This window comes from Mesorhizobium sp. B283B1A (genome assembly GCF_020165735.1).
Classification (GTDB): Bacteria; Pseudomonadota; Alphaproteobacteria; order Rhizobiales; family Rhizobiaceae; genus Mesorhizobium; species Mesorhizobium opportunistum.
This window is the reverse complement of sequence record NZ_JAIUIQ010000030.1, coordinates 1-23,926: the sequence shown is the minus strand read 5'-3', so window position 1 is coordinate 23,926 and position 23,926 is coordinate 1. Positions and strand designations below refer to the sequence as shown.

Here is a 23,926-nt window from a genome sequence, read left to right as displayed (position 1 = left end):
AAAATTGTGGCCAGACCGGACTTGCGCGTCTATAACGCCTGCGATCCGAATTCAGCGCCGCCGCGCCCTTCCTCGGCTGCGGCCAGCCACCAAGGAAAAAACATGCCTGCCTATCGCTCCCGCACCACCACTCATGGCCGCAACATGGCCGGCGCCCGGGGCCTCTGGCGCGCCACTGGCATGAAGGACAGTGATTTCGGCAAGCCGATCATCGCTGTGGTCAACTCCTTCACCCAGTTCGTGCCAGGCCATGTCCATTTGAAGGACCTTGGCCAATTGGTCGCGCGCGAGATCGAGAAGGCCGGCGGCGTCGCCAAGGAATTCAATACCATCGCCGTCGATGATGGCATCGCCATGGGCCATGACGGCATGCTCTATTCGCTGCCGTCGCGCGAGCTGATCGCCGATTCCGTCGAATACATGGCCAATGCGCACTGCGCCGACGCCATGGTCTGCATCTCCAATTGCGACAAGATCACCCCCGGCATGCTGATGGCCTCGTTGCGCCTCAACATCCCGACCGTCTTCGTCTCCGGCGGGCCGATGGAGGCCGGCAAGGTGGTGCTCGCCGGCAAAACGCAGGCGCTTGACCTGGTCGATGCCATGGTCGCGGCCGCCGACGACAAGATCTCCGACGAGGACGTCAAGGTCATCGAGCGCTCGGCCTGCCCGACCTGCGGCTCCTGCTCGGGCATGTTCACCGCCAATTCGATGAACTGCCTGACCGAGGCGCTCGGCCTGTCGCTTCCAGGCAACGGCTCGACGCTGGCGACGCATGCCGACCGCAAGCGGCTGTTCGTCGAGGCCGGCCATCTCGTCGTCGATCTGGCCCAGCGCTACTACGAACAGGACGACGAGACCGCACTGCCGCGCAGCATCGCCTCGAAAGGCGCCTTCGAGAACGCCATGACGCTCGACATCGCCATGGGCGGCTCGACCAACACGGTGCTGCATATCCTGGCCGCGGCACACGAGGGCGAGGTCGACTTTACGATGGAGGACATCGACCGGCTGTCGCGGCGTGTTCCGGTGCTCTGCAAGGTGGCGCCGGCCAAGTCCGACGTCCACATGGAAGACGTTCACCGCGCTGGCGGCATCATGGCGATCCTCGGCCAGCTCGACAATGCCGGGCTGATCAACCGCGACCTGCCGACGGTGCACACATCAAGCCTCGGCGAAGCGCTCGACCATTGGGATATTTCCCGCACGACGAGCCAGAACGTCCGCGATTTCTTCCTAGCAGCACCCGGCGGCGTGCCGACGCAGGTCGCCTTCAGCCAGGATCGTCGCTGGGACGACCTTGATCTCGATCGCGAGAAAGGCGTCATCCGCTCGGCCGAGACGCCATTCTCGAAGGACGGCGGTCTTGCCGTGCTCAAGGGCAATCTGGCACTCGATGGCTGCATCGTGAAAACGGCGGGCGTCGATGAATCGATCCTGAAATTCACCGGGCCGGCCCGCGTGTTCGAAAGCCAGGATGCCTCGGTCAAGGCGATCCTCTCCAACGAGATCAAGGCTGGCGATGTCGTCGTCATCCGCTATGAAGGCCCGCGCGGCGGCCCCGGCATGCAGGAAATGCTCTACCCGACCAGCTATCTGAAGTCGAAAGGCCTCGGCAAGGCCTGCGCGCTGGTCACCGATGGCCGCTTCTCCGGCGGCACATCGGGCCTGTCGATCGGCCATGCTTCGCCGGAAGCGGCGGAAGGCGGCACGATCGGGCTGGTGCAGGAGGGCGACACGATCGAGATCGATATCCCCAACCGCACCATTCGCCTGGCGGTCAGTGATGAAGAGCTCGATGCCCGGCGTGCTGCAATGGAGGCAAAAGGCCCCCTGGCCTGGAAGCCTGAGGAAAAGCGCAAGCGCAAGGTGACGACGGCGCTCCGCGCCTACGCCGCCTTCGCCACCAGCGCCGACAAGGGCGCGGTGAGACACGTACCGGAGTAGCGTGGATTCTTCCTTCTCCCCATGTGGGAGAAGGTGGATCGGCGCGCAGCGCCGAGACGGTTGAGGGGTGGGGTGACGGAGTGCCAGCGGCGCCAAGCTGGAGCACCCCTCATCCGACCTCGCTACGCGAGGCCACCTTCTCCCGCAAGGCGAGAAGGAAGAAGCGCCTCACGGCATCAGCTGATATTCATAAAGCTTCTGATACAGCCCGCCCTGCTTGAGCAAGGTCCGGTGTGGGCCGCTCTCTACCACCTTGCCCCCTTCCAGCACCACGATCGTGTCGGCCTGGTGAACCGTCGACAGGCGGTGCGCGATGACGATCGTCGTGCGGCCTTCGGTCAGTTGCTGCAGCGCGTCGCGGAACAGGGCTTCCGACTCGGCATCGAGCGCGCTGGTCGCCTCGTCCAGAAGCAGGATTTCGGCATTGCGCAGCATGGCGCGCGCGATCGAGATGCGCTGGCGCTGGCCGCCGGACAAAAGGCCGCCATTCTCGCCGACATCGGTCTCATAGCCTTTCGCCTGCGCCATGATGAAGTCATGCGCGTTGGCCGCCCTGGCGGCGGCGACCACCTCTTCGTCGGTCGCGTCCTGCCGCCCGAGCCGGATGTTGTGCATGATCGTGCCGGCAAACAGGAACGTATCCTGGCTGACATACGCGATCTTTTCCCGCAGCGAGGCGAGCGTCGCGTGAGAGATGTCCTGGCCGTCGAGCAGCACCTTGCCGCCCTGCGGGTCGTACATGCGCATGATCAGGTTCAAGATCGTCGACTTGCCGCTGCCGGAAGGCCCGACCAGCGCCGTCATCTTGCCGGGCGCCAGGGTCAGGTCGAACCGATCCAGCACCGGCGGGCCATTCTGATAGGCGAAGCTGACGGCATCGAAGCGGATCTCGCCCGGTCCGGGCAGAAGCGGTCTCGCATCCGGTTTTTCGGCCAGCGTCAGCGGTTCGTCGGCGAGTTGGAACATCATGCGCACGCCGACAATGCCGCTTTCGAGCGAGATGCGCACGCGCGCGAGCCGCTTTGCCGGTTCATAAGCCAGCAGCAGCGCCGCGATGAAGGCCATGATGTTGCCGGGCATCTGGCCGCCCTGCAGAACCAGCATGCCGCTCACCATGACCGCACCGGCGATCGCCAGCCCGGCCAGCGTCTCCATCACCGGACTGGTCACCGCTTCCAGCGCGGCGATGTTGTTGGCCCTGTCCTCGACGTCTGAAACCGCCTTGTACATGCGCTTGCGCATCAGGCCTTCGAGGTTGAAGGACTTGACCACGCGCACGCCGATCGCGGTTTCCTGCATCACCTGCACGATCTGGCCGACCGAGCGGAACTCCATGGCAGCGAACTTGCGCACACGCTTCAGGATGCGGTTGACGCCATAGATGGCGACTGGGCCGACGACGAAGCAGATCAGCGACAGCGCCGGCTGCTGCCATACCATGACCCCAATCAGGGCAGCCAAGGTCACCAGATCGCGCACATAGGAGGTGACGATCAGGTCGAGCACGTTGCGCGCCGCCTGGGCATTGTTGGTCATGCGGGTGATCAGGTCGGACGACGAGGTCGAATGATAGAATTCGATGCCTTGCGCCAGGATGCGATCGTAGATCTTGCGCTGCCGCTCGGCGATGATGGCGTTGCCGACCCGGCTCATGAAATAGGCCTGCACGAAATTGGCGAAGCCCTTGACGACGAAGATTCCGGCGACCGCCAAGGCGATCATATTGACGCGGTCGACCCGTTTGTCGATCACGAATTCATTGGTGATTTCGCGCAGGATCCAGGCGCTGGCAGCCGTCATGCCGGCCACCACCAGCATCGACAGGATGGCGGCGCCGTAGCCGACCCTGTGCTGCCGGAAAGATTCCTTGAGCAGCCTTGCGACGAGGCGCTGGTTTTCCGTCGAACGGAAGAAACGAAACAACGGCTGATCCTTGATGCCGGGAGGACGAAGGCGGCTTATAGAGGGAGTTGCCGCCGGAGGGAACTGTCCGCAACGGTCGGCAAGAAACGGCTGTGGCATGGTGCCTTTTGCGCCACCATGCCAGAGTGATTCTTCAGGGGATGACGAACGATGGATTTCGACCTTATCGTGCGCGGCGGAACACTGCCTGACGGCACCATCGCCGACATCGGCATTATCGGTGAGACAATCGCGGCAATCGAGCCCGAACTGAATGTCACCGCCGGTGTGGCAATCGATGCGTATGGCAATCTGGTGTCGCCGCCCTTTGTCGACCCGCATTTCCACATGGACGCGACGCTCTCCTACGGCATTCCGCGCATCAACGCGTCGGGCACGCTGCTCGAAGGTATTTCGCTCTGGGGCGAACTGAAGCCGCTGCTGACACATGAGGCGGTGCGCGACCGGGCGCTCGCCTATTGCGACTGGGCGGTGTCGATGGGCCTGCTCGCCATTCGCACCCATGTCGATGTCTGCGACGACCGGCTGCTGGCAGTCGAGGCCCTGCTCGACGTCAAGAAGACCATCGCCCCTTACCTAGACCTGCAATTGGTGGCTTTTCCGCAGGACGGCTTCTATCGCTCGCCGACGGCACGCCAAAACACCATCCGCGCGCTGGACATGGGCGTCGACGTGGTCGGCGGCATCCCGCATTTCGAACGCACCATGGCCGACGGTACGCGCTCGGTGACCGAACTCTGCGAGATCGCGGCAAGACGCGGCCTGATGGTCGACCTGCATTGCGACGAGACCGACGACCCGCTGTCGCGCCATATCGAGCAGCTGGCCTATGAGACGCAGCGCCTCGGCCTGCGGGGCAGGGTCGCCGGCTCGCACCTCACCTCGATGCATTCGATGGACAATTACTATGTCTCGAAGCTCCTGCCGCTGATTGCCGAGGCCGGTGTGGCGGCCATTCCCAACCCGCTGATCAACATCATGCTGCAGGGGCGCCACGACACCTTCCCGAAGCGCCGCGGCCTGACCCGGGTCAAGGAGATGCAGGCGCTGGGCATCCGCGTCGGCTGGGGCCAGGATTGCGTGCTCGATCCCTGGTATTCGCTGGGCACCGCCGACATGCTCGACGTCGCCTTCATGGGCCTGCATGTGGCCCAGATGTCGAGCCCGGCCGACATGGCGCGCTGCTTCGACATGGTCACCAGCGTCAATGCCGCGATCATGGGGCTCGATCATCTCGGCCTGGCGGTCGGCAAGCGCGCCAGCCTAGTCATTCTCGACGCCGGCAACCCGATCGAGGCCCTGCGCCTGCGCGCCGAGCGCATTTGCGTCATCGCCAGGGGCAAGGTGGTGGCGGAAAGGACAAGGCAGGACACCAGGCTGTCCATCCCCGGCCGGCCGGCAACGGTCAACCGCAGGCATCAGGCCGGGTAGGCCCAGTCGATTCCCGGTTCTGGTCTCGCCCTTTCCCGGATTCTCCTCGTCAAAGTGGCCGCTTCCGTCTAGGACGCAGTTACGAAAAGGGAGGAATCGGGATCGGCATGACGCAACCCGTGGCGCAAAATTCCACGATCAGGAACGTGCTTCTGGCCGGCATTCTGCTGATGCTGGCCGGCGATTTCCTGTTTGCGCTGAACGATGCGATGGGCAAGTGGCTGGTCGCGAGCTTCTCCGTTGGCCAGGTGGTGCTGATCCGGTCGATCGGCGCCTTCTTCGTGCTTGGTCCGATGATCGCCAACCAGGGCGCCGGCAGACTGTTCCAGATGGAGCGGCCCGGGCTGCAGATCCTGCGCGTGGTGGCGACGACGCTGGACACAGCCTTATTCTACGCCGCCGTCGTCTATCTGCCGCTCGCCGATGTCATGAGCTTCTACATGGCAGGGCCGATCTATGTCGCCGCGCTGTCGCACTTCCTGCTGGGCGAAAAGGTCGGCTGGCGCCGCTGGGCGGCGATCCTGCTCGGCTTCTGCGGTGTGCTGATCATGCTAAAACCGTCTTCGGCGGCGTTTTCGCTGTCGTCGGGCTTCGCGCTCGTCGGCAGCATCGCCTTTGCCTTTGCCATCATCCTCAACCGCCGGCTGCGCGGCACCAGCGACACCAATCTGGTGACGTGGCAGACCATCGGCACGCTGGCGGTCGGGGGCGTAATGACCATCGGCGCATGGCAGACACCGTCGGCGCTCGATTTCGGCGCCATGCTGCTGCTCGGCATCGTCTCCTGCGGCGCGCATCTGATGATCACCAGGGCGCTCAAGCTGGCGCCGGCCTCGACGCTGGCGCCGCTGCACTACACGCTGCTGTTATGGGCGGTGGTGTTCGGACTGGCGTTCTTCGGCGACGTTCCCGCCCCGCGTATCCTGATCGGCTCCGGCATCGTGGTGCTCGCCGGCCTGTTCATCTTCCACCGCCAGAAAGTGGTCGAGACTAAGGTGCCGCCGGAAAACGTGCCGAAGGGCGTGAACTAGCCCCTACGCACGGCCGCCAGGTGCCGTGAAAACTCCGGCGTCTCCATCAACGCCTTGCAGCGGGCAAACCGCCCGTCGGCATAGGCGCGGAAGTCGTCGACCGGGTTGTCGTTGGCGAGCTGGATCAGGCCCCACAGCGTCCACAATAGGTCGCACATCGCCTTATAGATGACGACGCGGCCGCGCTCCGCCGGCGTCGCCTCGCCGCCGAAATAGGCGCGCATCATCTCCTCGTCCTGCGCGGCATCGAATCTGCCTTCCACGCTGAGGTCGCCGAGATCCCAGAGCGGGTCGTTCATCCCGGAATATTCCCAGTCGACGATCCACATCCGCTCTCCCGTATCGAGAAAGTTCTCGCACAGGGGATCGCAGTGGCAGGCGACGACGGGAAGCGGATGCGCGGCAAGCGCCGATCGCACGGTCTCGGCCTCGCGCACCACATCGTGATAGCCGGCGGGCAGCGCGACATTCTTGGTCGACAGCACCTTGAGATAATCGTCGATCATCGCAAACAGTTCGAAGCGGAACGGGAATACGGCGCTCGAATCATGCAACTTGCGGAAGGCCTCGCCGGCACGCGCCGGACTGCCCGGCCGGGCCTTGAATTTCTCCGGCGACATCGTCTCGGCGCCGGCGATGAAGCGCGTCACCATCATCCCGGTGCCGGGGTCGACATGCAGCACCTCGGGGGCTACGCCTGCCTTGGCTGCCTCGCACGCCGCCACCGCCTCATTGGCGCGGTTGATATACTCTTCCGTGCCCTTGCCGGGAATGCGCAGGCAAAACGCACCGGCCTTGAAGACCAGGTTGGTGAGGCCGCCGAGCCGATCCAGCGGCCCGGTATAGCCGGCCAGCATCGGAATTGCGGCAAGTTTCGCCCGCGCCTCGTCCGTCACCATGCCTTCGCCCCACGCGGTTATTTCTCGCCGCAACGGTTCCACAATTTTCGCCGTTTGGCTATCATCCGATCGAAGGCAACTCGATCGGGCGAGAAAGCATGACGGACGATAAACACCTGGGCGCGCTCAGCGCAGCCTATGCCGCGACACGGCCCGAGGAAGTGGCTGCACTGTATGACCGCTGGTCGCAAACCTATGATGCCGATATGTCGGCCGCCGGCTACCGCCATCCGACGATCTGCCTTGCTTTGCTGGCCCGCCATCTGCCGCGCGGCTCAGTCCCGCTGCTCGACGCCGGCGCGGGCACCGGGCTCATCGGCGAATGGTTGAACATTGCAGGCTATCCTGAGGTCGAGGCGCTCGACATCTCGCAAGGCATGCTGGATCAGGCTGCCCGCAAGGGCGTCTATTCGGCGCTGCATTGCCTGGCGCTTGGCGGCAAGCTGCCCTTTGCCGATGATGCCTATGCCGGCATCGTCTCGGCCGGCGTCTTCACCTCGGGCCATGTCGGCGTCGAAGGGCTGGACGAACTGATCCGCATCTGCCGGCCCGGCGGCATCGTCGTGCTGACGGTCAAGAACACGCTCTGGGATCAAGGCTTTGCCGCGCGCATCGCCGAACTCGAGGCGCAAGGCCTCGTCACCCGCGTCGAGGAAACGCGGCCTTACGTCTCCATGCCGGGCGAGGCCGACACCGTGCCCAGCCGTGGGTTGGTAGTCAAAAGGTTATAGCTTCAACGAGACTTATCTTCTGCCGCTATGCTTTACCGTCTGTGAGTTCGGCAGAAATCTTTTTCACTTTCTGCAAGACAAGGTAGTCTAGGTCTTCGGTATCACTCGCTGCTGCTTCGTATTTTTTTCGGGCTTGGTTTGTAAATTCCTCAAACGCGGCTTTTCGTATCTTTGTATCGTATGAGGATTGCAGACTAATCTGCTTCGAAAGTTCCTTTGCCATCGACAACGTAGCTGCAGAACGATTGGCCATACTCAACGCGCTGGCGATCGTATCGAAATCCTTCGGGCCAATGCTCACGTAAAGCTCGGTAGTTCCACCACCCTTTGACTTAATGTTAAAGCGAAGTTTCAGCGCTCCGGCACGGCCTTCAACGTCAACATTGTTGGTTTCGTGGTTTACGTACTTTGAAGTGGCTCCACTTCTCTTCACCTCGGCATCCGACAGCTTCATTAGACCACCTCCATGACCGTTGGGAAGTAATCTTTAGAATACGGCAAAAATATGGCGCCCGATAATTCGAGTTAAAGCCTGAGCCTAATGCCTGCCGGATCGTACATCGGCCCGAGATGGATTTTGGCTGGCGCCCGCTCCATGGCCACGACCAGTTCATAGTCGCCCGAGGCGAGAAAATCGTCGCTCACCCCATCGGCGTTGCGCACATAGCCGTAGCCGATGTTCTTGCCCAGCGTGTAGCCATAGCCGCCGCTGGTCAGATAGCCGACCGGCTCGCCATTGCGCAGGATGGTCTCGCGTCCGAGCAGCACGATGTCGGGATCATCGACCGTGAAGCCGGCAAAGCGCTTCGTCAATGCCGTGCCGTTGGCCTTCTCCAGCGCGCGCCGTCCGACAAAATCGGTGTTCTTGCGCAGCTTGACCGCCCAGCCCAGCCCGGCTTCCTGCGGCGTGTCGTTGGGTGTGATGTCGGAGCCCCAGGCGCGATAGCCCTTTTCCAGCCGCAGCGATTCCAGCGCGCGATAGCCGACAGGGCGGATGCCGTGCCTCTTGCCGGCCGCCATCAGCGCGTCGAAGACTTCGCCGGTGGCCGCGATCGGCACATGCAACTCCCAGCCGAGTTCGCCGACATAGGTGACGCGCAACGCCCGCACCGTGTGGCCGGCAATGGCAATTTCCCGGACATGGCCGAACGGGAATGCTGTGTTCGACACGTCCGCATCGGTCACATCAGCCAGCACGTCGCGCGCCCGGGGCCCCATCAGCGACAGCGTACCGAAATCCTCGGTGACATCGGCAAGCGTGGCATCGAGACCCTCGCCGATATGGTCGCTGATCCACGACGCATCGTGGGTGCGGAACCCGGTGCCGGTGACGATGTAGAATGTCTCCTCGGCCAGCCGCGCCACGGTCAGGTCGGCCTCGATGCCGCCGCGCGTGTTGAGAAGCTGGGTGTAGGTCAGCCGGCCGGTCGGCTTGCTGACGTCGTTGGCGCAGATCCAGTCAAGCGCTCTCGCCGCATCGGGCCCGCTCAACTCGTATTTGGCGAAGGACGACTGGTCGAAAATGCCGACCTTTTCGCGCACATGCCGGTGTTCGTCGCCGACCGCCGCGAACCAGTTCTGCCGGCCCATGGAATAGATGTCCCGCGGTTCGACGCCCTCTGGCGCGAACCAGTTCGGCCGTTCCCAGCCGAGCTTCGAGCCGAACACGGCCTGCCGCTGTTTCAGCCGCTCATAAAGCGGCGAGACGATGCGCGGCCGGCCGCTGGCATATTCCTCATGCGGGAAGCCGATCGTGTAGTGCTTGCCATAGGCTTCCAGCGTGCGGTCGCACACCCATTGCCGGTCGCGATGCAAGTTGGAAAAGCGCCTGATGTCGACCACCCACAGGTCGAGCGGCGCCTCGCCATCGACCACCCATTGCGCCAGCACCCAGCCGGCGCCGCCGCCGGACGCGATGCCGAACGCGTTGAAGCCGGCGCCGACGAACATGTTGGCGCATTCCGGTGCCGTGCCGAGGATGAAATTGCCGTCCGGCGTAAAGCTCTCCGGCCCGTTGATCATCTGCTTGACGCCGACGGTTTCCAGCGCCGGCACGCGCGCGATCGCCTGCGTCATGTGCTGCTCGAAATGATCGTAATCGTCGTCGAACAGCCGGAATTCCCAATCGTCGGGCACGTCGCCGCCGGGCAGATCGGTCCTCCAGGCCTGCGGATTGGGCTCGTAGCCGCCCATCACCAGCCCGCCGACCTCCTCCTTGAAATAGGTGCGGCGGTCGGGGTCGCGAATGGTCGGCGCGTCGGTCGCCAGGCCAGCGATCTTTTCGGTGATGATGTACTGGTGTTTCACCGGCTGCAGCGGCACGTTGATGCCGGCCATGGCGCCGACTTGCCGCGCCCACTGCCCGGCACAGTTCACCACCTTGTCGCAGGCAATGTCGCCCTTGTTGGTCTTCACCGCGGTGATGCGGCCGTCCTTCATCTCGAAACCGGTGACGCGCACATCCTCGTAAAGCTTCGCGCCATGCATGCGCGCGCCCTTGGCCAGCGACTGCGTGATGTCCGAGGGGCTCGCCTGGCCATCGGTCGGCAGCCAGGAGGCGCCGACGAGATCGCCGGTTTCCATCAGCGGCCACATCGCCTTGACCTCCGCCGGCGACAAAAGCTGCATGTCCATGCCGAAGCTTTTCGCCGTCGTCGCCAGCCTTTTGTATTCGGTCCAGCGGTCGGCATTGGTGGCGAGCCGCAGGCAGCCGGTCATCTTCCAGCCGGTGGCAAGGCCGGTTTCGGCCTCCAGTCCCTTGTAGAGTTCGACCGAGTATTTGAGCACGCGCGTGATCGAGGCCGACGAGCGCAATTGCCCGACCAGGCCGGCGGCGTGCCAGGTCGAGCCCGAGGTCAGCTTGCCTTGCTCGAGCAGCACCACGTCGGCCTTGTGATCGCGCGCCAGATGATAGGCCGTCGAACAGCCGATGATGCCGCCGCCGATGACGACGATCGCGGCATGGCCAGGCAATGTCATGATTTCAGGATCCCGTATTTTGTCCGGTAGTTTTCCAGCGCCGCGTCGAGCCGCACCAGGTTTTCCTCGGTATAGGCGACGTAGTCGATGCCCGGCGCGTCGAGATAGAGTTCCGACACCATGCTCCACATCGCCTCGCGCAGCAGCGAGGCGCATTGCATGGCCGCGTGCGAGCGGCGGATCGCCTCGTCCGGCTCCTTCATGAAATAGGCGGTCAGGAAAGCGAAGGATTCCTCATCGCTCATGCCGGCATTCGAAGCAACGCCGGAAAGGTCGAACATCGCCGTGTTGAAACCGGCATATTCGAAATCGATCAGCCACAGCCTGTTGCCGTCGTCGAGAATGTTGGCCGGCAACAGATCGTTGTGGCCAAAGACGATCGGCAGCAGTTTCTGAGCGCGCTCCAGTTCGTCCGCCAGTGTCAGCAGGTGCGGCAGTTCGCTGCGCTTGCGGCTGCCGCCTTCCTCCAGCGTACGTGCATAATCGCGGATGACGTGGAACACCCAGAACATGAAGCCGGCGCCGGAGATATGGTTGGGCATCTCCCGGTGGAAACCGCGCATCAGGGCAGCGACCCGGCCAAGATTGGCGCGCACATCGTCGGCCAGATAGGTCCTGGCGCCAAGATACGCCGTCACCATGATCCCCGGTTCGGCATAGTGCACCGCCGGCGCGAAACCGGCGGCGTGCGCGGCCCGCGCGGTCATCACCTCGCGCTCGCGGAAGACATGGTGGAAGGGATAGTCCTGGCCAAAGCGCACGACATGCCGTCCCGCGGCGTCGCTGACCACATAATTGGCGTTGCTCAGGCCGCCGGGCAGCGGGGCGATCTCGATGGCCCCGGTCCAGCAGGGCAGGGCACGGATGCGGTCTTCTGCAATCACGGAGTTATCCCTGGTTGATGGCCTGGTTTGCTGGGTTTCGACGAGGCGCTACGGGGCAGCGCGACGACAGGGGGAGAAACGCGGATAATCTCGTCGGTGCGGGACGCCAGGATCGGTATCCCGCACCGCACCGACGAGCCCCGTGGCCGGGTTTTTGAGCCCGGCATCCGCCCCCGCGGATCTGAAAATTCCTTGCGCCAGCCACATGCCAAGCTGTCTGGCTCTGCGAGTTCCGGCTCTGCCATCGCCCTCCCGTTGCAGCTCCGAACCCTCTGACATTGAATTTCACGCCAAGGTTGCCCGGCTGTCAACAAAAAGATGTGACCTTTTTTGGGTATTTTGCCCGAAATGAAGGGACAGTTCCTTTAAAACCGCTTCAATTACCTTAGAATCGGTCAAAGTTCTGAACCCGGGAAACCAGATGGTCCATTCGAAACGCCACGGCGAAATCCTGCGGCTGCTGCAGGAGGAGGGCACCGTCACCATCGCCAGCCTCGCCGACCGGCTGGGCGTTTCACTCGAAACCGTGCGCCGCGACGTCAAGCCGCTCACCGGCGACGGCTCGGTCCTGAAGATGCATGGTGCCATCGGCCTGCCTTCGATGGTCGGCGAAGCGCCTTTCGAACGGCGCATGCGCGAGAATGCCGATGCCAAGCGCGTCATTGCCCGCATGGTCGCCGCCACCATCCGCGACGGTGAATCGATCATGCTCGACACCGGCACCACGACCTCATTCCTGGCGCGGGAATTGCTCGGCCACCGGCGGCTGACGGTCGTCACCAATTCGTCCGACATCGCCCGCACGCTGGCCACCATCAACGGCAACAAAGTCTATATGGCCGGTGGCGAGTTGCGCAGCGATTCCGGTGCCGCCTTCGGTGCCTCGGCCATCGAGTTCGTCAGCCGTTTCTCGGTCAGCCACGCCGTCATCTCCACCGGCGCCGTCGACGCGGTGACGGGCGTCATGGATTACGATCTGGACGAGGCCGAATTCGCCCGCATGGTGCTGTCGCGCGGCCAGCGCTCGCTTGTTGTCACCGACCATACGAAGTTCGGCCGCCAGGGCCTGGTCCAGGTCTGCGGCTTCGACGGCTTTTCCGAACTCGCCACCGACCGCTCACCGCCGGGTGACATTGCCGCCGCCCTCGCACAGGCCGGCGCGCGGCTCAGCGTCGCCGGCGACGCCGCCAGGTTCTAGCCCCGGGGTTCTAGCCCCGGAGTTCTGGCAAAAGACCAGCGACTGGTGGGCGTACACGCCCGCGAAAGTTCCGCCCGATACGGCGAAGGCGATGTTGTGCCTCGATGGCCGCCTGCGGTCATACCTATGCGGGCAAAGCGCGAAAACTCATCCGAAAGCAGGCACCGCTCGGCTTGCCGTCGAGGATCTCGATGCGTCCGCCATGCAATTGCATGATTTGCTGCACCAGGTTGAGGCCGAGCCCGGCGCCATGATCCTGAGGGCGCAGCCGGTAGAAAGGCTCGAAAATGCGCTCACGCTCGCCCGGCGGCACGCCGTCGCCTTCGTCCCGCACCATGATGACAGCGGGCATTGTGACGCTGACGGTGATCTTGCCCGCGCGGCCGCCATGCTCAATGGCGTTCTGGACGAGGTTGGTCACCGCGCGTTCGATCGCGGTGCGATCGCCGGTGGCGAAAACCGTGTCCCGTTCCGGCTCGAACGACATCTCGTATCCGGCCGAGAACGCCATAGGCGCCAGATCGACGATGACGCCGCGCGCGATCGCCACCAGGTCGACCTTTTCGAAAGGCGATGTCTGCCGGTCGAGGCGCTGCAGGTCGAGCAGCTGGTCGGTCAGCGTCGAAAGCCGTGCCGCATCCTGCAGCAGCCGTGCCCGCTCCGGGGTCGCCGGCAGCGAGGCCAGGCGCGTATTGAGGATCGCGACCGGTGTCCTGAGTTCATGGGCGGCGTCGGTCAGGAAACGCTTGTGGCGTTCATAGCCTTTGTCGAGCCGCGCAAGGGCTGCATTCACCGCCTTGACCAGCGGTGTGACTTCGCTCGGCACATCCTTCAGCGGCAGTTGCACGCCGCGTTGGTCGATGTCGATGCGTTCGGCCTCGGCTGCGGCATGGCCAAGGCCTGACAGCGCGCCGCGCACCACCCAGGGGGTGGCGAACAATGTGGCCAGCGCCATCAGTCCGGCGAGCGGCAATATTCCCCGCAGGAAGAATTGCGGGGTCTGTCCGAGCAGACGCAGCAGCGAAAGCCCGCCCTTGGTCCCGGTGAAGATCTGGACGTTGCCGGCCGCCGTGTCGGTCCAGCGGATCTTTGCCTCCGGCGGCGCGCTCTCGCCGATGGAACTGTTGACACGGGCATCGCTGATGGTGTCCAGCAGTCCGGCGAAAGGCTGGAAGATGGCCGGCACCGTGCCCTCCTGCAACCGCTGCCCCTGCTTGTCGCGGATGATGAACCAGAGGTCGGGGACATTGGATCGCAGCTTCGTCAGATCGGAAGTCTCGCGCAAGATCAGCTTGCCGCCTGCATCACGCGCTACCGAGTCGGCCAGCACATCCATGCTGCCGTCCTCATAGTCATGTGGGATGAGGCCGGTGGCCAGTAACGCGCCGACAATGCCGGCAATGATCAACGTCAGCATCGCGCACTGCAAAACGGCAATGCGCAGCACCAGGCTCCATTTGAGCGAACTCGGGCGCCTGAGGGTCATCGCTTGGCGCTCATGTCGTTTCGCGCAGGAGATAGCCGACGCCGCGAATGCCGTTGATCGTCACGCCGCTGTTTGCATCGGCCAGCTTGCGGCGCAGGCGCGAGACATGCGTGTCGAGCGCGTTGGACTGGATCTCGTCGTCGAGGCCGAACACCGCTTCCATCAATGCCTCGCGCTGCACCATGCGCCCGGTGCGCCGCATCAGAGCCTCCAGCACCAAGAGTTCGCGCCGCGGCAGGCTGAGCGGCTCGCCGTGGATCGCGGCCTCGCGATGTCCGGCATCGAGCACCAGATGGCCGGCGCGGATAAATTGCGACTGCAGCGGCGCAGGGCGCCTGAGCAGCGCGCGTAAGCGGGCCAGCAGTTCCTCGAAGGCGAACGGCTTCGCCAGATAGTCGTCGGCGCCCATGTCCAGCCCATCGACCTTGTCCGATGTGTCGCCCCTCGCCGTCAGCACCAGCACGGGCGTCGTGTTCTTTGCCGAGCGCAGTCTCGGCACCAGCGACAGCCCGTCGCCATCCGGCAACTGGCGGTCGAGCAGGATTGCATCGTAGCTGTCGACGGCAACGAAGCCCTCCGCCTCCAGCAATGTGCCGGCGTGATCGACCACCATGTCATGACGCTTAAGCGCGGCACGCAGCGCCGAGACCATCTCGGGTTCGTCTTCGACTAGCAAGATACGCATGCACCATCCCCGGGGTAACGACACAGCTGTGGGCGCTACAGCGCCAAGATTGCGCAAACATGGCAAAGCCGAACGGTCTGAGGCCTGCAAGAGTTTTCTTTGCATCCGCGATATTGCGCAATGCCTATGCAATCCAGTCGCGGCAAACAGCGCCAGTCGGCACGAACCGCCATGCCGGCATCAAGGCGTCGGGCCCGAATACGCAACAGGTTCGGGTCCGACGCTGAACAGGAAACAAGTGGCCACGCCAACCGATTGTCGCGCGGGGCTGTCGGGATTGAGGTTGGTTATGTCTGCAAACGATGCTTTGTCTTTTCTCATGGCGTGGACCGTTGCGCCGTTCAGAATCGGCTCCGTCACGCCGTCCAGTTCCAGCCTGGCGGCATTGATGACGCGCGATATCGGACCCGAGACGGGACCCGTGCTGGAACTCGGTCCAGGAACCGGGCCCTTCACACGGGCGCTGCTGTCGCGCGGGGTGCAGGAGGAGGATCTGACACTGATCGAATCCGATCCGGATTTTGCAGCGCTGCTCACGCGTCGCTTTCCCGCCGCCCGGATTATCGAGACGGATGCCGTCGGTCTGCGCCATCTGTCGCTCTTCCAGAGGCCCGTGGTTGGTGCGGCCGTCAGTGGGCTGCCCTTTCGCCTGATTTCGCCGCGCAAGACGCTTGCCATTCTCGAAGGTGTCTTCGCGAACCTTCGCCCGAGCGGGGCGCTCTATCAGTTCACGCTTGGCCGGCGCTGCCCGTTCGACCAGTCGCTGCTCGACCGGCTCGATCTGCAGGTCACCCGGGTCGGCCACACCTTTCGCAATTTCCCGCCGGCAACCGTCTATCGCATCGACAGGATCAAGACCGTCAGGACCTATGACTGGCGTTTCGCATGACCGGCCCGCTGTCGGCCATTCTCGGCTTCGGCCTGTTGGGGGTCTTCTGCCTCGCCTTCACCGAAAAGATCCTGCCGGTTCCGCCCTCGCATGTGCTGCTGCTGTTCCTCGGCATGACGGCCGCGCCGGATGACACGACACTGCTGACCCTGCTAATGGTGACGACGCTTGCCTCCACCAGCGGCTGCCTTGTCTGGTATACAGTCGGCCGCCGGATCGGCTCGGACCGTGCCGATGGGCTGGTGGATCGCTTCGGGAGATATGTCTTCCTGCGTCCCGCGGCCTACCACAGGCTCGGTCAGACCTATCGGCGCAACCTCGTCCGGGTGTCCCTGCTGGCGCAGTTCATCCCGACGGTGCGCAATTACCTGCCGATCGCGGCCGGTGCGCTTTGCCTGCCTGCTCTGCCCTTCGCGGCTGCGACGCTGCTTGGCGCGGCACTTTGGAACGCCGGCTTTCTCATGACCGGCTATCTCTTGCGCGGCAGCGGCCAGGATTCGCTCACGGTGGGTTTCCGCATCATTGTCATCGTGGTTGCGCTGGAGACGGTCTTCATGATGGCACTACGCTATGGCCCTGCGTGCCGGCGACGCATCAAGCTGGCGCTCGGCTGAGCGCGCGGCGACGGTCTCCAGCCATGGGATAAGCTCCGCCATCGGCTTTCCTTCGCTCGGCCGCCGGTGTTTAGTCCGGCCATGGCTTTCACCATCCGCCAGCTGCAGTTCTTCATTGCCGTCGCCGAGCAGGGCACTGTCTCGGGCGCGGCACAGAACCTCTCCATTTCGCAATCGTCCGTCACCGAGGCGATCAAAGAGCTCGAAAGCGATCTCGGCGTCGAACTGTTCGAACGCCATCCGCGCGGCCTCAACATCACCCACAAGGGCCATCAGTTCCTGCGCCACGCGACCAAGATCCTCGCCGACGTTTCCGATGCCCGCCGCTCCTTCTCCGGCGAGCAGGCCGCGACCGGCGGGCGGCTGCAGCTCGGCGTCACCTCGCTGGTCGCCGGCTATGTGCTGTCGGATCTGCTTTCCCGCTACCGCCGAGCCTATCCGGGCGTCGAGGTCTCGGCCATCGAGGACAATGGCGACTACCTCGAGCATCTCCTGATCGGCGGCAAGCTCGACATAGCCGTCATGGTCACGTCCAATTTGCGCGACCGCACCGCCCTGCAATCGGAAATCCTCGAGGTCTCGGCCTATCGCCTGTGGCTGCCGCTCGGCCATCCCTTGGCTGGCGCCGACATCATCGGCATCGGCGACATCGCCTCCGAGCCGCTGATCATGCTCACCGTCGACGAGATTGAGGAGAACACCGGCAAGCTGCTGACGGCTATCGGCGCCAGGCCGCATGTCGCCTTCCGCACTCGTTCCGTGGAAGCCGTGCGCAGCCTGGTCGCCACTGGCGCCGGCGTGGCGCTGCTGCCCGACCTTGTCTACCGCCCATGGTCGCTGGAAGGCGACCGCATCGAATCGCGTGATATCTCCGGCTCCTTACCGGTGGTGCAGGTCGGCATGGTCTGGCGGCGTGGCTCAGGCCTGCCGCAGGCGGCGCGCGATTTCATCGGGCTTGCCCAGTCGCAGCGGATGGTCCGCCAGCGCCTCTGAGCAGCTGTGCATCTATCGGAAAAACCGATACCGCCCTTCTGATAAATGAATTTGCGAAACCGGAGTTTTCCGAGCACTTTCCGTACAGGGAACAAAGCCGTCACAGCAGCGCGGCCCCTCAAATGGGAGATCGATGATGAATTCATTCCTGAAGTCATGCACGGCGCTGACGGTCGCGCTGGCCTTCTCCGGCCAGGCCATCGCCCAGGTCAAGGAACTCGGCAAGGGCGAAGGCGAAGTCAACATCGTTGCCTGGCCGGGCTATATCGAGCGCGGTGAGACCGACAAGGGCTATGACTGGGTCACCGCCTTCGAGAAGGAAAGCGGCTGCAAGGTCAACGTCAAGACCGCCAACACCTCGGACGAGATGGTCTCGCTGATGAACGAGGGCGGTTTCGACCTCGTCACGGCTTCGGGCGATGCGTCGCTGCGCCTCGTCGCCGGCAAGCGCGTGCAGCCGATCAACACCGATCTCATCCCGAGCTGGAAGGCGGTCGACGACCGGCTGAAGGACGCGCCCTGGTTCACCGTCGACAAGGTCCACTACGGCGTTCCCTACCAGTGGGGACCGAACATCCTGATGTACAACACCGAGGTCTTCAAGGAAGCGCCGAAGAGCTGGAACGTCGTCTTCGAGGAGATGAAGCTGCCCGACGGCAAATCCAACAAGGGCCGCGTCCAGGCCTATGACGGACCGATCCACATCGCCGACGCCGCCAATTATCTGATGTTCCACAAGCCGGAACTCGGCATCAAGGATCCCTACGAGCTCAACGAAGACCAATACAAGGCAGCCCTTGACCTGCTGCGCGTGCAGCGCACGCTGGTCGGCCGCTACTGGCACGATGCCGCCATCCAGGTCGACGATTTCCAGAATGAAGGCGTCGTCGCCTCGGGTTCATGGCCGTACCAGGTCAACACGCTGATCGCCGCCAAGAAGCCGGTCGCCTCGACCGTGCCGGAGGAAGGCGTCACCGGCTGGGCCGATACCACCATGATGGAAGCCGACGCGGCCCACCCGAACTGTGCCTATATGTGGCTCGAACATTCGCTGTCGCCCAAGGTGCAAGGCGACGTCTCGGCCTGGTTCGGATCGCTCCCCGTGGTGCCCGCCGCCTGCAAGGGCAACGAGCTGCTCGGCGAGGAAGGCTGCAAGACCAACGGCTACGACAATTTCGACAAGATCAAGTTCTGGAAGACGCCGGTCTCGAAATGCGCCACCCAGAACAACCAGTGCGTACCCTACTATCGCTGGGTATCGGATTATATCGGCGTCATCGGCGGACGGTGAGTTCTCTTACCCTCCCCCTTGTGGGGAGGGTCGACGCGCAGCGTCGGGGTGGGGGCCTGTCAGATAGGTCCGCGCCATCACCCCCACCCGCGGCTTCGCCGCGACCTCCCCCATCGAGGGGGAGGTGAAGCGGCGCGTGAATTCGTCCTTGTTTGACCCGGCAAAACAGACTGGCAGCCATGACATCAGCCGTTTCCTTCCAGAAGGTTTCCCGCCATTTCGGCAGCGTTCGCGCCGTCGACGCGGTCGATCTCGACATCGTGCCGGGCGAGTTCTTCGCCATGCTCGGGCCGTCGGGTTCGGGCAAGACCACGTGCCTGCGCCTGATCGCCGGCTTCGAGCAGCCGACTGCGGGTTCAATCTCGATCTTCGGTGAGCGCGCCGAGGGTGTTCCGCCCTATCGCCGCAACGTCAACACCGTGTTTCAGGATTATGCGCTGTTCCCGCATCTCAACGTGCTCGACAATGTCGCCTACGGGCTGATGGTCAAGGGTGTCGGCAAGGCTGGGCGGCACAAGGCGGCTGAGGAAGCGCTGACGCTGGTGCGCCTGCCCGGCTATGGCGCCCGCCGCCCCGGCCAGCTTTCCGGCGGCCAGCGCCAGCGCGTCGCGCTTGCCCGCGCGCTGGTCAACCAGCCCAAGGTGCTGCTGCTCGACGAGCCGCTCGGTGCGTTGGACCTGAAATTGCGCGAGAACATGCAGGAAGAGCTGAAGTCGCTGCAGAAGGCGCTCGGCATCACCTTCGTATTCGTCACCCACGACCAGGGCGAGGCGCTGTCGATGGCCGATCGCGTCGCCGTCTTCAATGACGGCAAGATCATGCAGATCGGCACGCCGGAGGACATCTACCAGCGGCCGAAGACGCGCTTCGTCGCTGATTTCGTCGGCTCGTCCAACGTGCTGCCGCCGGATTTCGTCCAGCGCTATTCCGGCCAGCACCGCTGGGGCAGCCTGCGCCCCGAATCCGTTCGTGTCGGCCGCGCCGCAAGCGGCGAAGGCGTCGCCGCACGACTGGTCTCGACCAACTATCTCGGCGCCACCACCAGGCTGGCGCTCGATGCAGATGGCTTGAAGCTGCATGCCATCGTGCCGGCCGGCGCGGCCCTCCCAGCGGAAGGCGACGCCGTGGTGCTGACCTTCAACCGCGAGCACCTGCATCTGATGGATGAGCCGGCATGAGGAAGGTTTGCGCCGTGCGCCCCCCTCTGTCCTGCCGGACATCTCCCCCTCTAGGGGGGAGATCGGCTGCCATTTCGGGTTTCGCCAGCTTCCAACGTCGCAGAACTGGCGAGACCGAGAAATTGCCAATCTCCCCCCTAGAGGGGGAGATGTCCGGCAGGACAGAGGGGGGCGACGTAGAGCGCGGCTTCTCGCATAATCCCCTTCAACACAGAGTGGCGTCATGACCATCGTCGCCCTCAACGCCAATCCCGCCCCCGCCATCCTGCCCGGCAGCGGCGGCTTGCGTGGCGCGCTCTCCGACCTCTTCTGGCGCCGGCCGCAACTCCTGCTCTTGCTCATGCTGCTGCCGCCGGTGCTGTGGCTCGGCATCGTCTATATCGGCTCGCTGTTCGCCCTTTTGGCGCAGAGCTTTTTCTCGATCGACGAGTTCTCCGGCCTCATCAACCGGGAGTTCACGCTGAAGACCTATGGCGACCTGTTCCAGGCGGCCAATCTCGACATCATCCTGCGCACCGTGACGATGGCGGCACTGGTCACGCTGGCCTCGGCCATTGTCGCCTTTCCGATCGCCTACTACGCCGCACGCTATGCGCGCGGCCGCTGGAAGGCGCTGTTCTATCTCGGCGTCATGCTGCCGCTGTGGTCGAGCTACCTGGTCAAGATCTATGCCTGGAAGCTGATCCTGGCCAAGGAAGGCATCCTCACCTGGCTGTTCGCCAAGCTGCATTTGCTGTGGCTGCTCGATGCCTGGCTGTCGTTGCCGGTCGTCGGCGGCAATTCGCTGTCGGTGTCGTTCACCGGCACTTTCATCGTCTTCGTCTATGTCTGGCTGCCCTTCATGATCCTGCCGGTTCAGGCGGCGCTCGAACGCGTGCCCGGCAATCTGGTCGAGGCCTCGTCCGATCTCGGCGCCTCGCCGGGCCAGACCTTCCGCAACGTGCTGTTCCCGCTGGCGCTGCCCGGCATCGTCGCCGGCTCGATCTTCACCTTCTCGCTGACATTGGGCGACTACATCATCCCGCAGATCATCGGCACCTCGCGCCTGTTCATCGGCCAGGCCGTCTATTCGCAGCAGGGCACCGCCGGCAACATCCCGCTCGCCGCCGCCTTCACCGTGGTGCCGATCGTCATCATGGGTTTCTATCTCTGGGGCGCCAAACGCATGGGAGCCTTCGATGCGCTCTGATCGCGGCCAAACGGCTTCGCTCGGCCTGAAGATCGCCGCCGCCTGCGGCCTGCTTTTCCTGCATCTGCCGATCCTGCTGATCTTCGTCTACGCCTTCACCACGGAAGAGAAGAGCTTCGTCTGGCCGCCGCCAGGGCTCACCATGCAGTGGTTCGCCGTCACCTGGAACCGGCCCGATGTCTGGGAAGCACTGTCGCTTTCGGTGCGCGTCGCCGCCATCTCGACCGCGATTGCTTTGATCCTCGGCACGCTCTGCGCCGCCGCGGTGTCGCGGACCAAATTCTTCGGCCGCGAGACCATCTCGCTGCTGGTCATCTTGCCAATCGCCTTGCCCGGTATCATCACCGGCATTGCGTTGCGGTCGGCCTTCGCGCTGGCCGACATTCCCTTCTCGTTCTGGACGATCGTGCTCGGCCACGCCACCTTTTGCGTGGTCGTCGTCTACAACAACGCGGTCGCCCGTTTCCGGCGCACCTCCGGTTCGATGATCGAAGCGTCGATGGATCTCGGCGCCGACGGTTTCCAGACCTTCCGGCATGTCGTGCTGCCCAACATCGCCACCGCGCTGCTTGCCGGCGGCATGCTGGCCTTCGCGCTTTCGTTCGACGAGGTCATCGTCACCACCTTCACCGCCGGCCAGCAGCAGACCGTGCCGATCTGGATGCTGGAGGAGCTGATCCGTCCGCGCCAGCGCCCGGTCACCAATGTCGTGGCCATGGTCGTCGTGTTGGTGACGCTGCTGCCTATCCTGTTTGCCTATTACCTGACCCGCGACGGCGACCAGATCGCCGGAAGCGGGAAATGAAACAGCGAATTAGGGAGTAGCCAAGTAAGTAGTGAGTAGTGAGCAGCAAAAACCCGGTCAGACCTGATCTATACTCTCACTACTCACTACTCACTTCCGTCCAAGGAGGAACCCAATGGACACCCAGATGCTGATCGGCTCGAAATTCGAGAAGGGCACGGACGCCGAGGAGCCGATCCTCAATCCGAAGACCGGGGCGACCATCCTCAACCTGCCCGAGGCCAGCCAGGCGCAGATCGAGGCAGCGGTATTGGCGGCCGAACAGGCGTTCGTCTTGTGGTCGCGCACCACGCCGGCGCAGCGCTCGGGTTATCTGCTCAAGATCGCCGACCGTATCGAAGCCGAAGCCAGGGAATTCGCAACTCTCGAAGCCCTGAACTGCGGCAAGCCGATCAATTCCGTGCTCAATGACGAGATCCCGGCAATCGTCGACTGCTACCGCTTCTTTGCAGGCGCCGTGCGTTCGATGCCGGGCGTCGTCGCCGGCGAATATCTGCCTGGCCACACCTCGATGGTGCGGCGCGACCCGATCGGCATCGTCGCCTCGATCGCGCCCTGGAACTATCCGCTGATGATGATGGCCTGGAAGGTCGCGCCGGCGATCGCCGGCGGCAACACCGTCGTCTTCAAGCCGTCTGAGCAGACGCCGATGACGGCACTAAAGCTGACGAAAATCCTGGCCGAGATCCTGCCCGAAGGCGTCGTCAATGTTGTGCTCGGCCGTGGCGACAGCGTCGGCAACACGCTGATCAACCACCCCAAGGTCAACATGATCTCGATCACCGGCGACGTCGCCACCGGCAAGAAGGTGCTGCAGGCCGCCGCCAAGTCGGTCAAGCGCACGCATCTGGAGCTCGGCGGCAAGGCGCCGGTCATCGTCTTCGACGACGCGGACCTTGGCGCCGTCGTCGCAGGCCTGCGCGCCTTCGGCTATTACAATGCCGGCCAGGACTGCACCGCCGCCTGCCGCATCTATGCCGGCAAGAAAATCTACGACAAGCTCGTCGCCGATCTCTCCTCGGCCGTGTCGACCATCAAGTACAATCTGCCCGATGATACCGAGAACGAGATCGGGCCGCTGATCTCACGCCGCCAGCGCGACCGCGTGTCGAGCTTCGTCGAGCGCGCCTCGGAACTGAAGCATATCGAGATCACCACGGGCGGCAAGCCGGGCGAGGGCACCGGCTTCTACTATCAGCCGACCGTCGTTGCCGGCGCGCTGCAGGAGGACGAGATCGTGCGCCGAGAAGTCTTCGGCCCGGTCGTCTCGGTCACTCGGTTCACGGAAGTCGCCGAGGCGGTGGGCTGGGCCAATGACAGCGACTACGGCCTGGCGTCGTCCGTGTGGACCAAGGACGTCTCGCGCGCCATGGCGACGGCCGCCCGCCTGCAATATGGCTGCACCTGGATCAACACCCACTTCATGCTGACCAACGAGATGCCGCATGGCGGGCTGAAGCAGTCCGGCTACGGCAAGGACATGTCGCTCTATGCCTTGGAGGACTATACCGCGGTGCGCCACGTGATGGTGGCGCATGGGTAGTAGCGCTTCTACCTCTCCCCCTGTGGGAGAGGTCGGATTGCCCCGATTTGCCCTTCGCAAATCAGTTGGCAATCCGGGTGAGGGGTAGCTTGGCGCCAAGCTGGAACACCCCTCATCCGTCTCGACGCTGACGCGTCGATCCACCTTCTCCCGCAAGGGGCCCGTTGCGTTATTGATCTCCGGGCGTGAGAGGAGAAGGCAAGGGCAATACGGAGGGGTTTTCGGCTCGG

At 63.8% G+C, this 23,926-nt stretch carries 20 protein-coding genes; 13 read left to right on the top strand and 7 right to left on the bottom strand.

What is annotated here, in order from left to right; genetic code table 11:
• Positions 1–102: 102 nt before the first annotated feature.
• Complete coding sequence (gene ilvD, locus LB577_RS23000) at positions 103–1,947, top strand: dihydroxy-acid dehydratase (protein WP_224688701.1); 1,845 nt, start codon at positions 103–105, stop codon at positions 1,945–1,947.
• 168 nt (positions 1,948–2,115) lie between these two features.
• On the opposite strand, the gene LB577_RS22995 is transcribed toward ilvD, so the two are convergent.
• Positions 2,116–3,870: an ABC transporter ATP-binding protein gene (locus LB577_RS22995; protein WP_224688699.1), complete on the bottom strand. Its 1,755-nt coding sequence runs from the start codon at positions 3,868–3,870 to the stop codon at positions 2,116–2,118.
• Between the two features lie 150 nt (positions 3,871–4,020).
• Here LB577_RS22995 and LB577_RS22990 point away from each other — a divergent pair, with 150 nt between their 5' ends.
• Positions 4,021–5,301, top strand: coding sequence for an amidohydrolase family protein (locus tag LB577_RS22990; protein WP_224688697.1), 1,281 nt, complete (start codon positions 4,021–4,023; stop codon positions 5,299–5,301).
• A gap of 107 nt (positions 5,302–5,408) precedes the next feature.
• Complete coding sequence (locus LB577_RS22985) at positions 5,409–6,332, top strand: DMT family transporter (protein ID WP_224688695.1); 924 nt, start codon at positions 5,409–5,411, stop codon at positions 6,330–6,332.
• Here the strand turns inward: LB577_RS22985 and LB577_RS22980 are convergent.
• Positions 6,329–7,231: a phosphotransferase family protein gene (locus LB577_RS22980; RefSeq protein WP_224688693.1), complete on the bottom strand. Its 903-nt coding sequence runs from the start codon at positions 7,229–7,231 to the stop codon at positions 6,329–6,331. The genes LB577_RS22985 and LB577_RS22980 overlap by 4 nt on opposite strands.
• 98 nt (positions 7,232–7,329) lie before the next feature.
• On the opposite strand from LB577_RS22980, the gene LB577_RS22975 reads away from it, so the two are divergent.
• Positions 7,330–7,962 (top strand): class I SAM-dependent DNA methyltransferase, encoded by a 633-nt coding sequence (locus LB577_RS22975; RefSeq protein ID WP_224688690.1) that lies wholly within the window; start codon positions 7,330–7,332, stop codon positions 7,960–7,962.
• A 25-nt stretch (positions 7,963–7,987) separates the two neighbouring features.
• Here the strand turns inward: LB577_RS22975 and LB577_RS22970 are convergent, their stop codons facing one another.
• The 3 genes from LB577_RS22970 to LB577_RS22960 all read right to left on the bottom strand — a co-directional run bounded on the left by LB577_RS22970 (position 7,988) and on the right by LB577_RS22960 (position 11,825).
• On the bottom strand, positions 7,988–8,416 hold the full coding sequence (locus tag LB577_RS22970) for a hypothetical protein (protein ID WP_224688688.1): 429 nt from the start codon (positions 8,414–8,416) through the stop codon (positions 7,988–7,990).
• Positions 8,417–8,487: 71 nt separating this feature from the next.
• The gene (locus tag LB577_RS22965) at positions 8,488–10,941 is read right to left on the bottom strand and encodes an FAD-dependent oxidoreductase (protein ID WP_224688684.1); all 2,454 of its coding nucleotides are present in this window, start codon (positions 10,939–10,941) and stop codon (positions 8,488–8,490) included.
• Complete coding sequence (locus LB577_RS22960) at positions 10,938–11,825, bottom strand: phosphotransferase family protein (protein WP_013891401.1); 888 nt, start codon at positions 11,823–11,825, stop codon at positions 10,938–10,940. The genes LB577_RS22965 and LB577_RS22960 overlap by 4 nt, the downstream gene beginning before the upstream one ends.
• 421 nt (positions 11,826–12,246) lie before the next feature.
• Here LB577_RS22960 and LB577_RS22955 point away from each other — a divergent pair, with 421 nt between their 5' ends.
• The gene (locus tag LB577_RS22955) at positions 12,247–13,023 is read left to right on the top strand and encodes a DeoR/GlpR family DNA-binding transcription regulator (RefSeq protein ID WP_224688682.1); all 777 of its coding nucleotides are present in this window, start codon (positions 12,247–12,249) and stop codon (positions 13,021–13,023) included.
• 124 nt (positions 13,024–13,147) lie between these two features.
• Here the strand turns inward: LB577_RS22955 and LB577_RS22950 are convergent, their stop codons facing one another.
• Both LB577_RS22950 and LB577_RS22945 read right to left on the bottom strand, forming a co-directional pair.
• The gene (locus tag LB577_RS22950) at positions 13,148–14,509 is read right to left on the bottom strand and encodes a sensor histidine kinase (protein ID WP_224688680.1); all 1,362 of its coding nucleotides are present in this window, start codon (positions 14,507–14,509) and stop codon (positions 13,148–13,150) included.
• 10 nt (positions 14,510–14,519) lie between these two features.
• Positions 14,520–15,194 carry a response regulator transcription factor gene (locus LB577_RS22945; protein WP_224688678.1) on the bottom strand — a complete coding sequence of 225 codons (675 nt, stop codon included), beginning with the start codon at positions 15,192–15,194 and terminating at the stop codon, positions 14,520–14,522.
• A gap of 388 nt (positions 15,195–15,582) precedes the next feature.
• On the opposite strand from LB577_RS22945, the gene LB577_RS22940 reads away from it, so the two are divergent.
• The 8 genes from LB577_RS22940 to LB577_RS22905 all read left to right on the top strand — a co-directional run bounded on the left by LB577_RS22940 (position 15,583) and on the right by LB577_RS22905 (position 23,696).
• A complete protein-coding gene (locus LB577_RS22940) occupies positions 15,583–16,083 on the top strand; it encodes a class I SAM-dependent methyltransferase (protein WP_224688676.1) in 501 nt (166 codons plus the stop codon).
• Positions 16,080–16,697, top strand: a complete 618-nt coding sequence (locus LB577_RS22935) for a DedA family protein (protein ID WP_224688674.1) — start codon at positions 16,080–16,082, stop codon at positions 16,695–16,697. The genes LB577_RS22940 and LB577_RS22935 overlap by 4 nt, the downstream gene beginning before the upstream one ends.
• 81 nt (positions 16,698–16,778) lie before the next feature.
• Positions 16,779–17,690 (top strand): LysR family transcriptional regulator, encoded by a 912-nt coding sequence (locus tag LB577_RS22930; protein WP_023766348.1) that lies wholly within the window; start codon positions 16,779–16,781, stop codon positions 17,688–17,690.
• 136 nt (positions 17,691–17,826) lie between these two features.
• Positions 17,827–18,981: an ABC transporter substrate-binding protein gene (locus LB577_RS22925; RefSeq protein ID WP_224688673.1), complete on the top strand. Its 1,155-nt coding sequence runs from the start codon at positions 17,827–17,829 to the stop codon at positions 18,979–18,981.
• A 179-nt stretch (positions 18,982–19,160) separates the two neighbouring features.
• Positions 19,161–20,159, top strand: coding sequence for an ABC transporter ATP-binding protein (locus LB577_RS22920; protein ID WP_224688672.1), 999 nt, complete (start codon positions 19,161–19,163; stop codon positions 20,157–20,159).
• A 223-nt stretch (positions 20,160–20,382) separates the two neighbouring features.
• Positions 20,383–21,348 carry an ABC transporter permease gene (locus LB577_RS22915; protein ID WP_224688670.1) on the top strand — a complete coding sequence of 322 codons (966 nt, stop codon included), beginning with the start codon at positions 20,383–20,385 and terminating at the stop codon, positions 21,346–21,348.
• Complete coding sequence (locus LB577_RS22910; protein WP_224688668.1) at positions 21,338–22,153, top strand: ABC transporter permease; 816 nt, start codon at positions 21,338–21,340, stop codon at positions 22,151–22,153. Before LB577_RS22915 ends, LB577_RS22910 begins: the two co-directional genes overlap by 11 nt.
• 115 nt (positions 22,154–22,268) lie before the next feature.
• Positions 22,269–23,696, top strand: a complete 1,428-nt coding sequence (locus LB577_RS22905) for a gamma-aminobutyraldehyde dehydrogenase (RefSeq protein WP_224688666.1) — start codon at positions 22,269–22,271, stop codon at positions 23,694–23,696.
• Positions 23,697–23,926: the final 230 nt, after the last annotated feature.

Bases quoted from the DNA above. Each gene is read 5' to 3' on its own strand.
- LB577_RS22950 (WP_224688680.1), bottom strand. From the start codon at position 14,509: ATGACCCTCAGGCGCCCGAGTTCGCTCAAATGGAGCCTGGTGCTGCGC.
- LB577_RS22955 (WP_224688682.1), top strand. From the start codon at position 12,247: ATGGTCCATTCGAAACGCCACGGCGAAATCCTGCGGCTGCTGCAGGAG.
- LB577_RS22910 (WP_224688668.1), top strand. From the start codon at position 21,338: ATGCGCTCTGATCGCGGCCAAACGGCTTCGCTCGGCCTGAAGATCGCC.
- LB577_RS22985 (WP_224688695.1), top strand. From the start codon at position 5,409: ATGACGCAACCCGTGGCGCAAAATTCCACGATCAGGAACGTGCTTCTG.
- LB577_RS22970 (WP_224688688.1), bottom strand. From the start codon at position 8,416: ATGAAGCTGTCGGATGCCGAGGTGAAGAGAAGTGGAGCCACTTCAAAG.
- LB577_RS22990 (WP_224688697.1), top strand. From the start codon at position 4,021: ATGGATTTCGACCTTATCGTGCGCGGCGGAACACTGCCTGACGGCACC.
- LB577_RS22930 (WP_023766348.1), top strand. From the start codon at position 16,779: ATGGCTTTCACCATCCGCCAGCTGCAGTTCTTCATTGCCGTCGCCGAG.
- LB577_RS22945 (WP_224688678.1), bottom strand. From the start codon at position 15,194: ATGCGTATCTTGCTAGTCGAAGACGAACCCGAGATGGTCTCGGCGCTG.
- LB577_RS22920 (WP_224688672.1), top strand. From the start codon at position 19,161: ATGACATCAGCCGTTTCCTTCCAGAAGGTTTCCCGCCATTTCGGCAGC.
- LB577_RS22905 (WP_224688666.1), top strand. From the start codon at position 22,269: ATGGACACCCAGATGCTGATCGGCTCGAAATTCGAGAAGGGCACGGAC.
- ilvD (WP_224688701.1), top strand. From the start codon at position 103: ATGCCTGCCTATCGCTCCCGCACCACCACTCATGGCCGCAACATGGCC.
- LB577_RS22940 (WP_224688676.1), top strand. From the start codon at position 15,583: ATGACGCGCGATATCGGACCCGAGACGGGACCCGTGCTGGAACTCGGT.
- LB577_RS22965 (WP_224688684.1), bottom strand. From the start codon at position 10,941: ATGACATTGCCTGGCCATGCCGCGATCGTCGTCATCGGCGGCGGCATC.
- LB577_RS22925 (WP_224688673.1), top strand. From the start codon at position 17,827: ATGAATTCATTCCTGAAGTCATGCACGGCGCTGACGGTCGCGCTGGCC.
- LB577_RS22935 (WP_224688674.1), top strand. From the start codon at position 16,080: ATGACCGGCCCGCTGTCGGCCATTCTCGGCTTCGGCCTGTTGGGGGTC.
- LB577_RS22915 (WP_224688670.1), top strand. From the start codon at position 20,383: ATGACCATCGTCGCCCTCAACGCCAATCCCGCCCCCGCCATCCTGCCC.
- LB577_RS22975 (WP_224688690.1), top strand. From the start codon at position 7,330: ATGACGGACGATAAACACCTGGGCGCGCTCAGCGCAGCCTATGCCGCG.
- LB577_RS22980 (WP_224688693.1), bottom strand. From the start codon at position 7,231: ATGGTGACGGACGAGGCGCGGGCGAAACTTGCCGCAATTCCGATGCTG.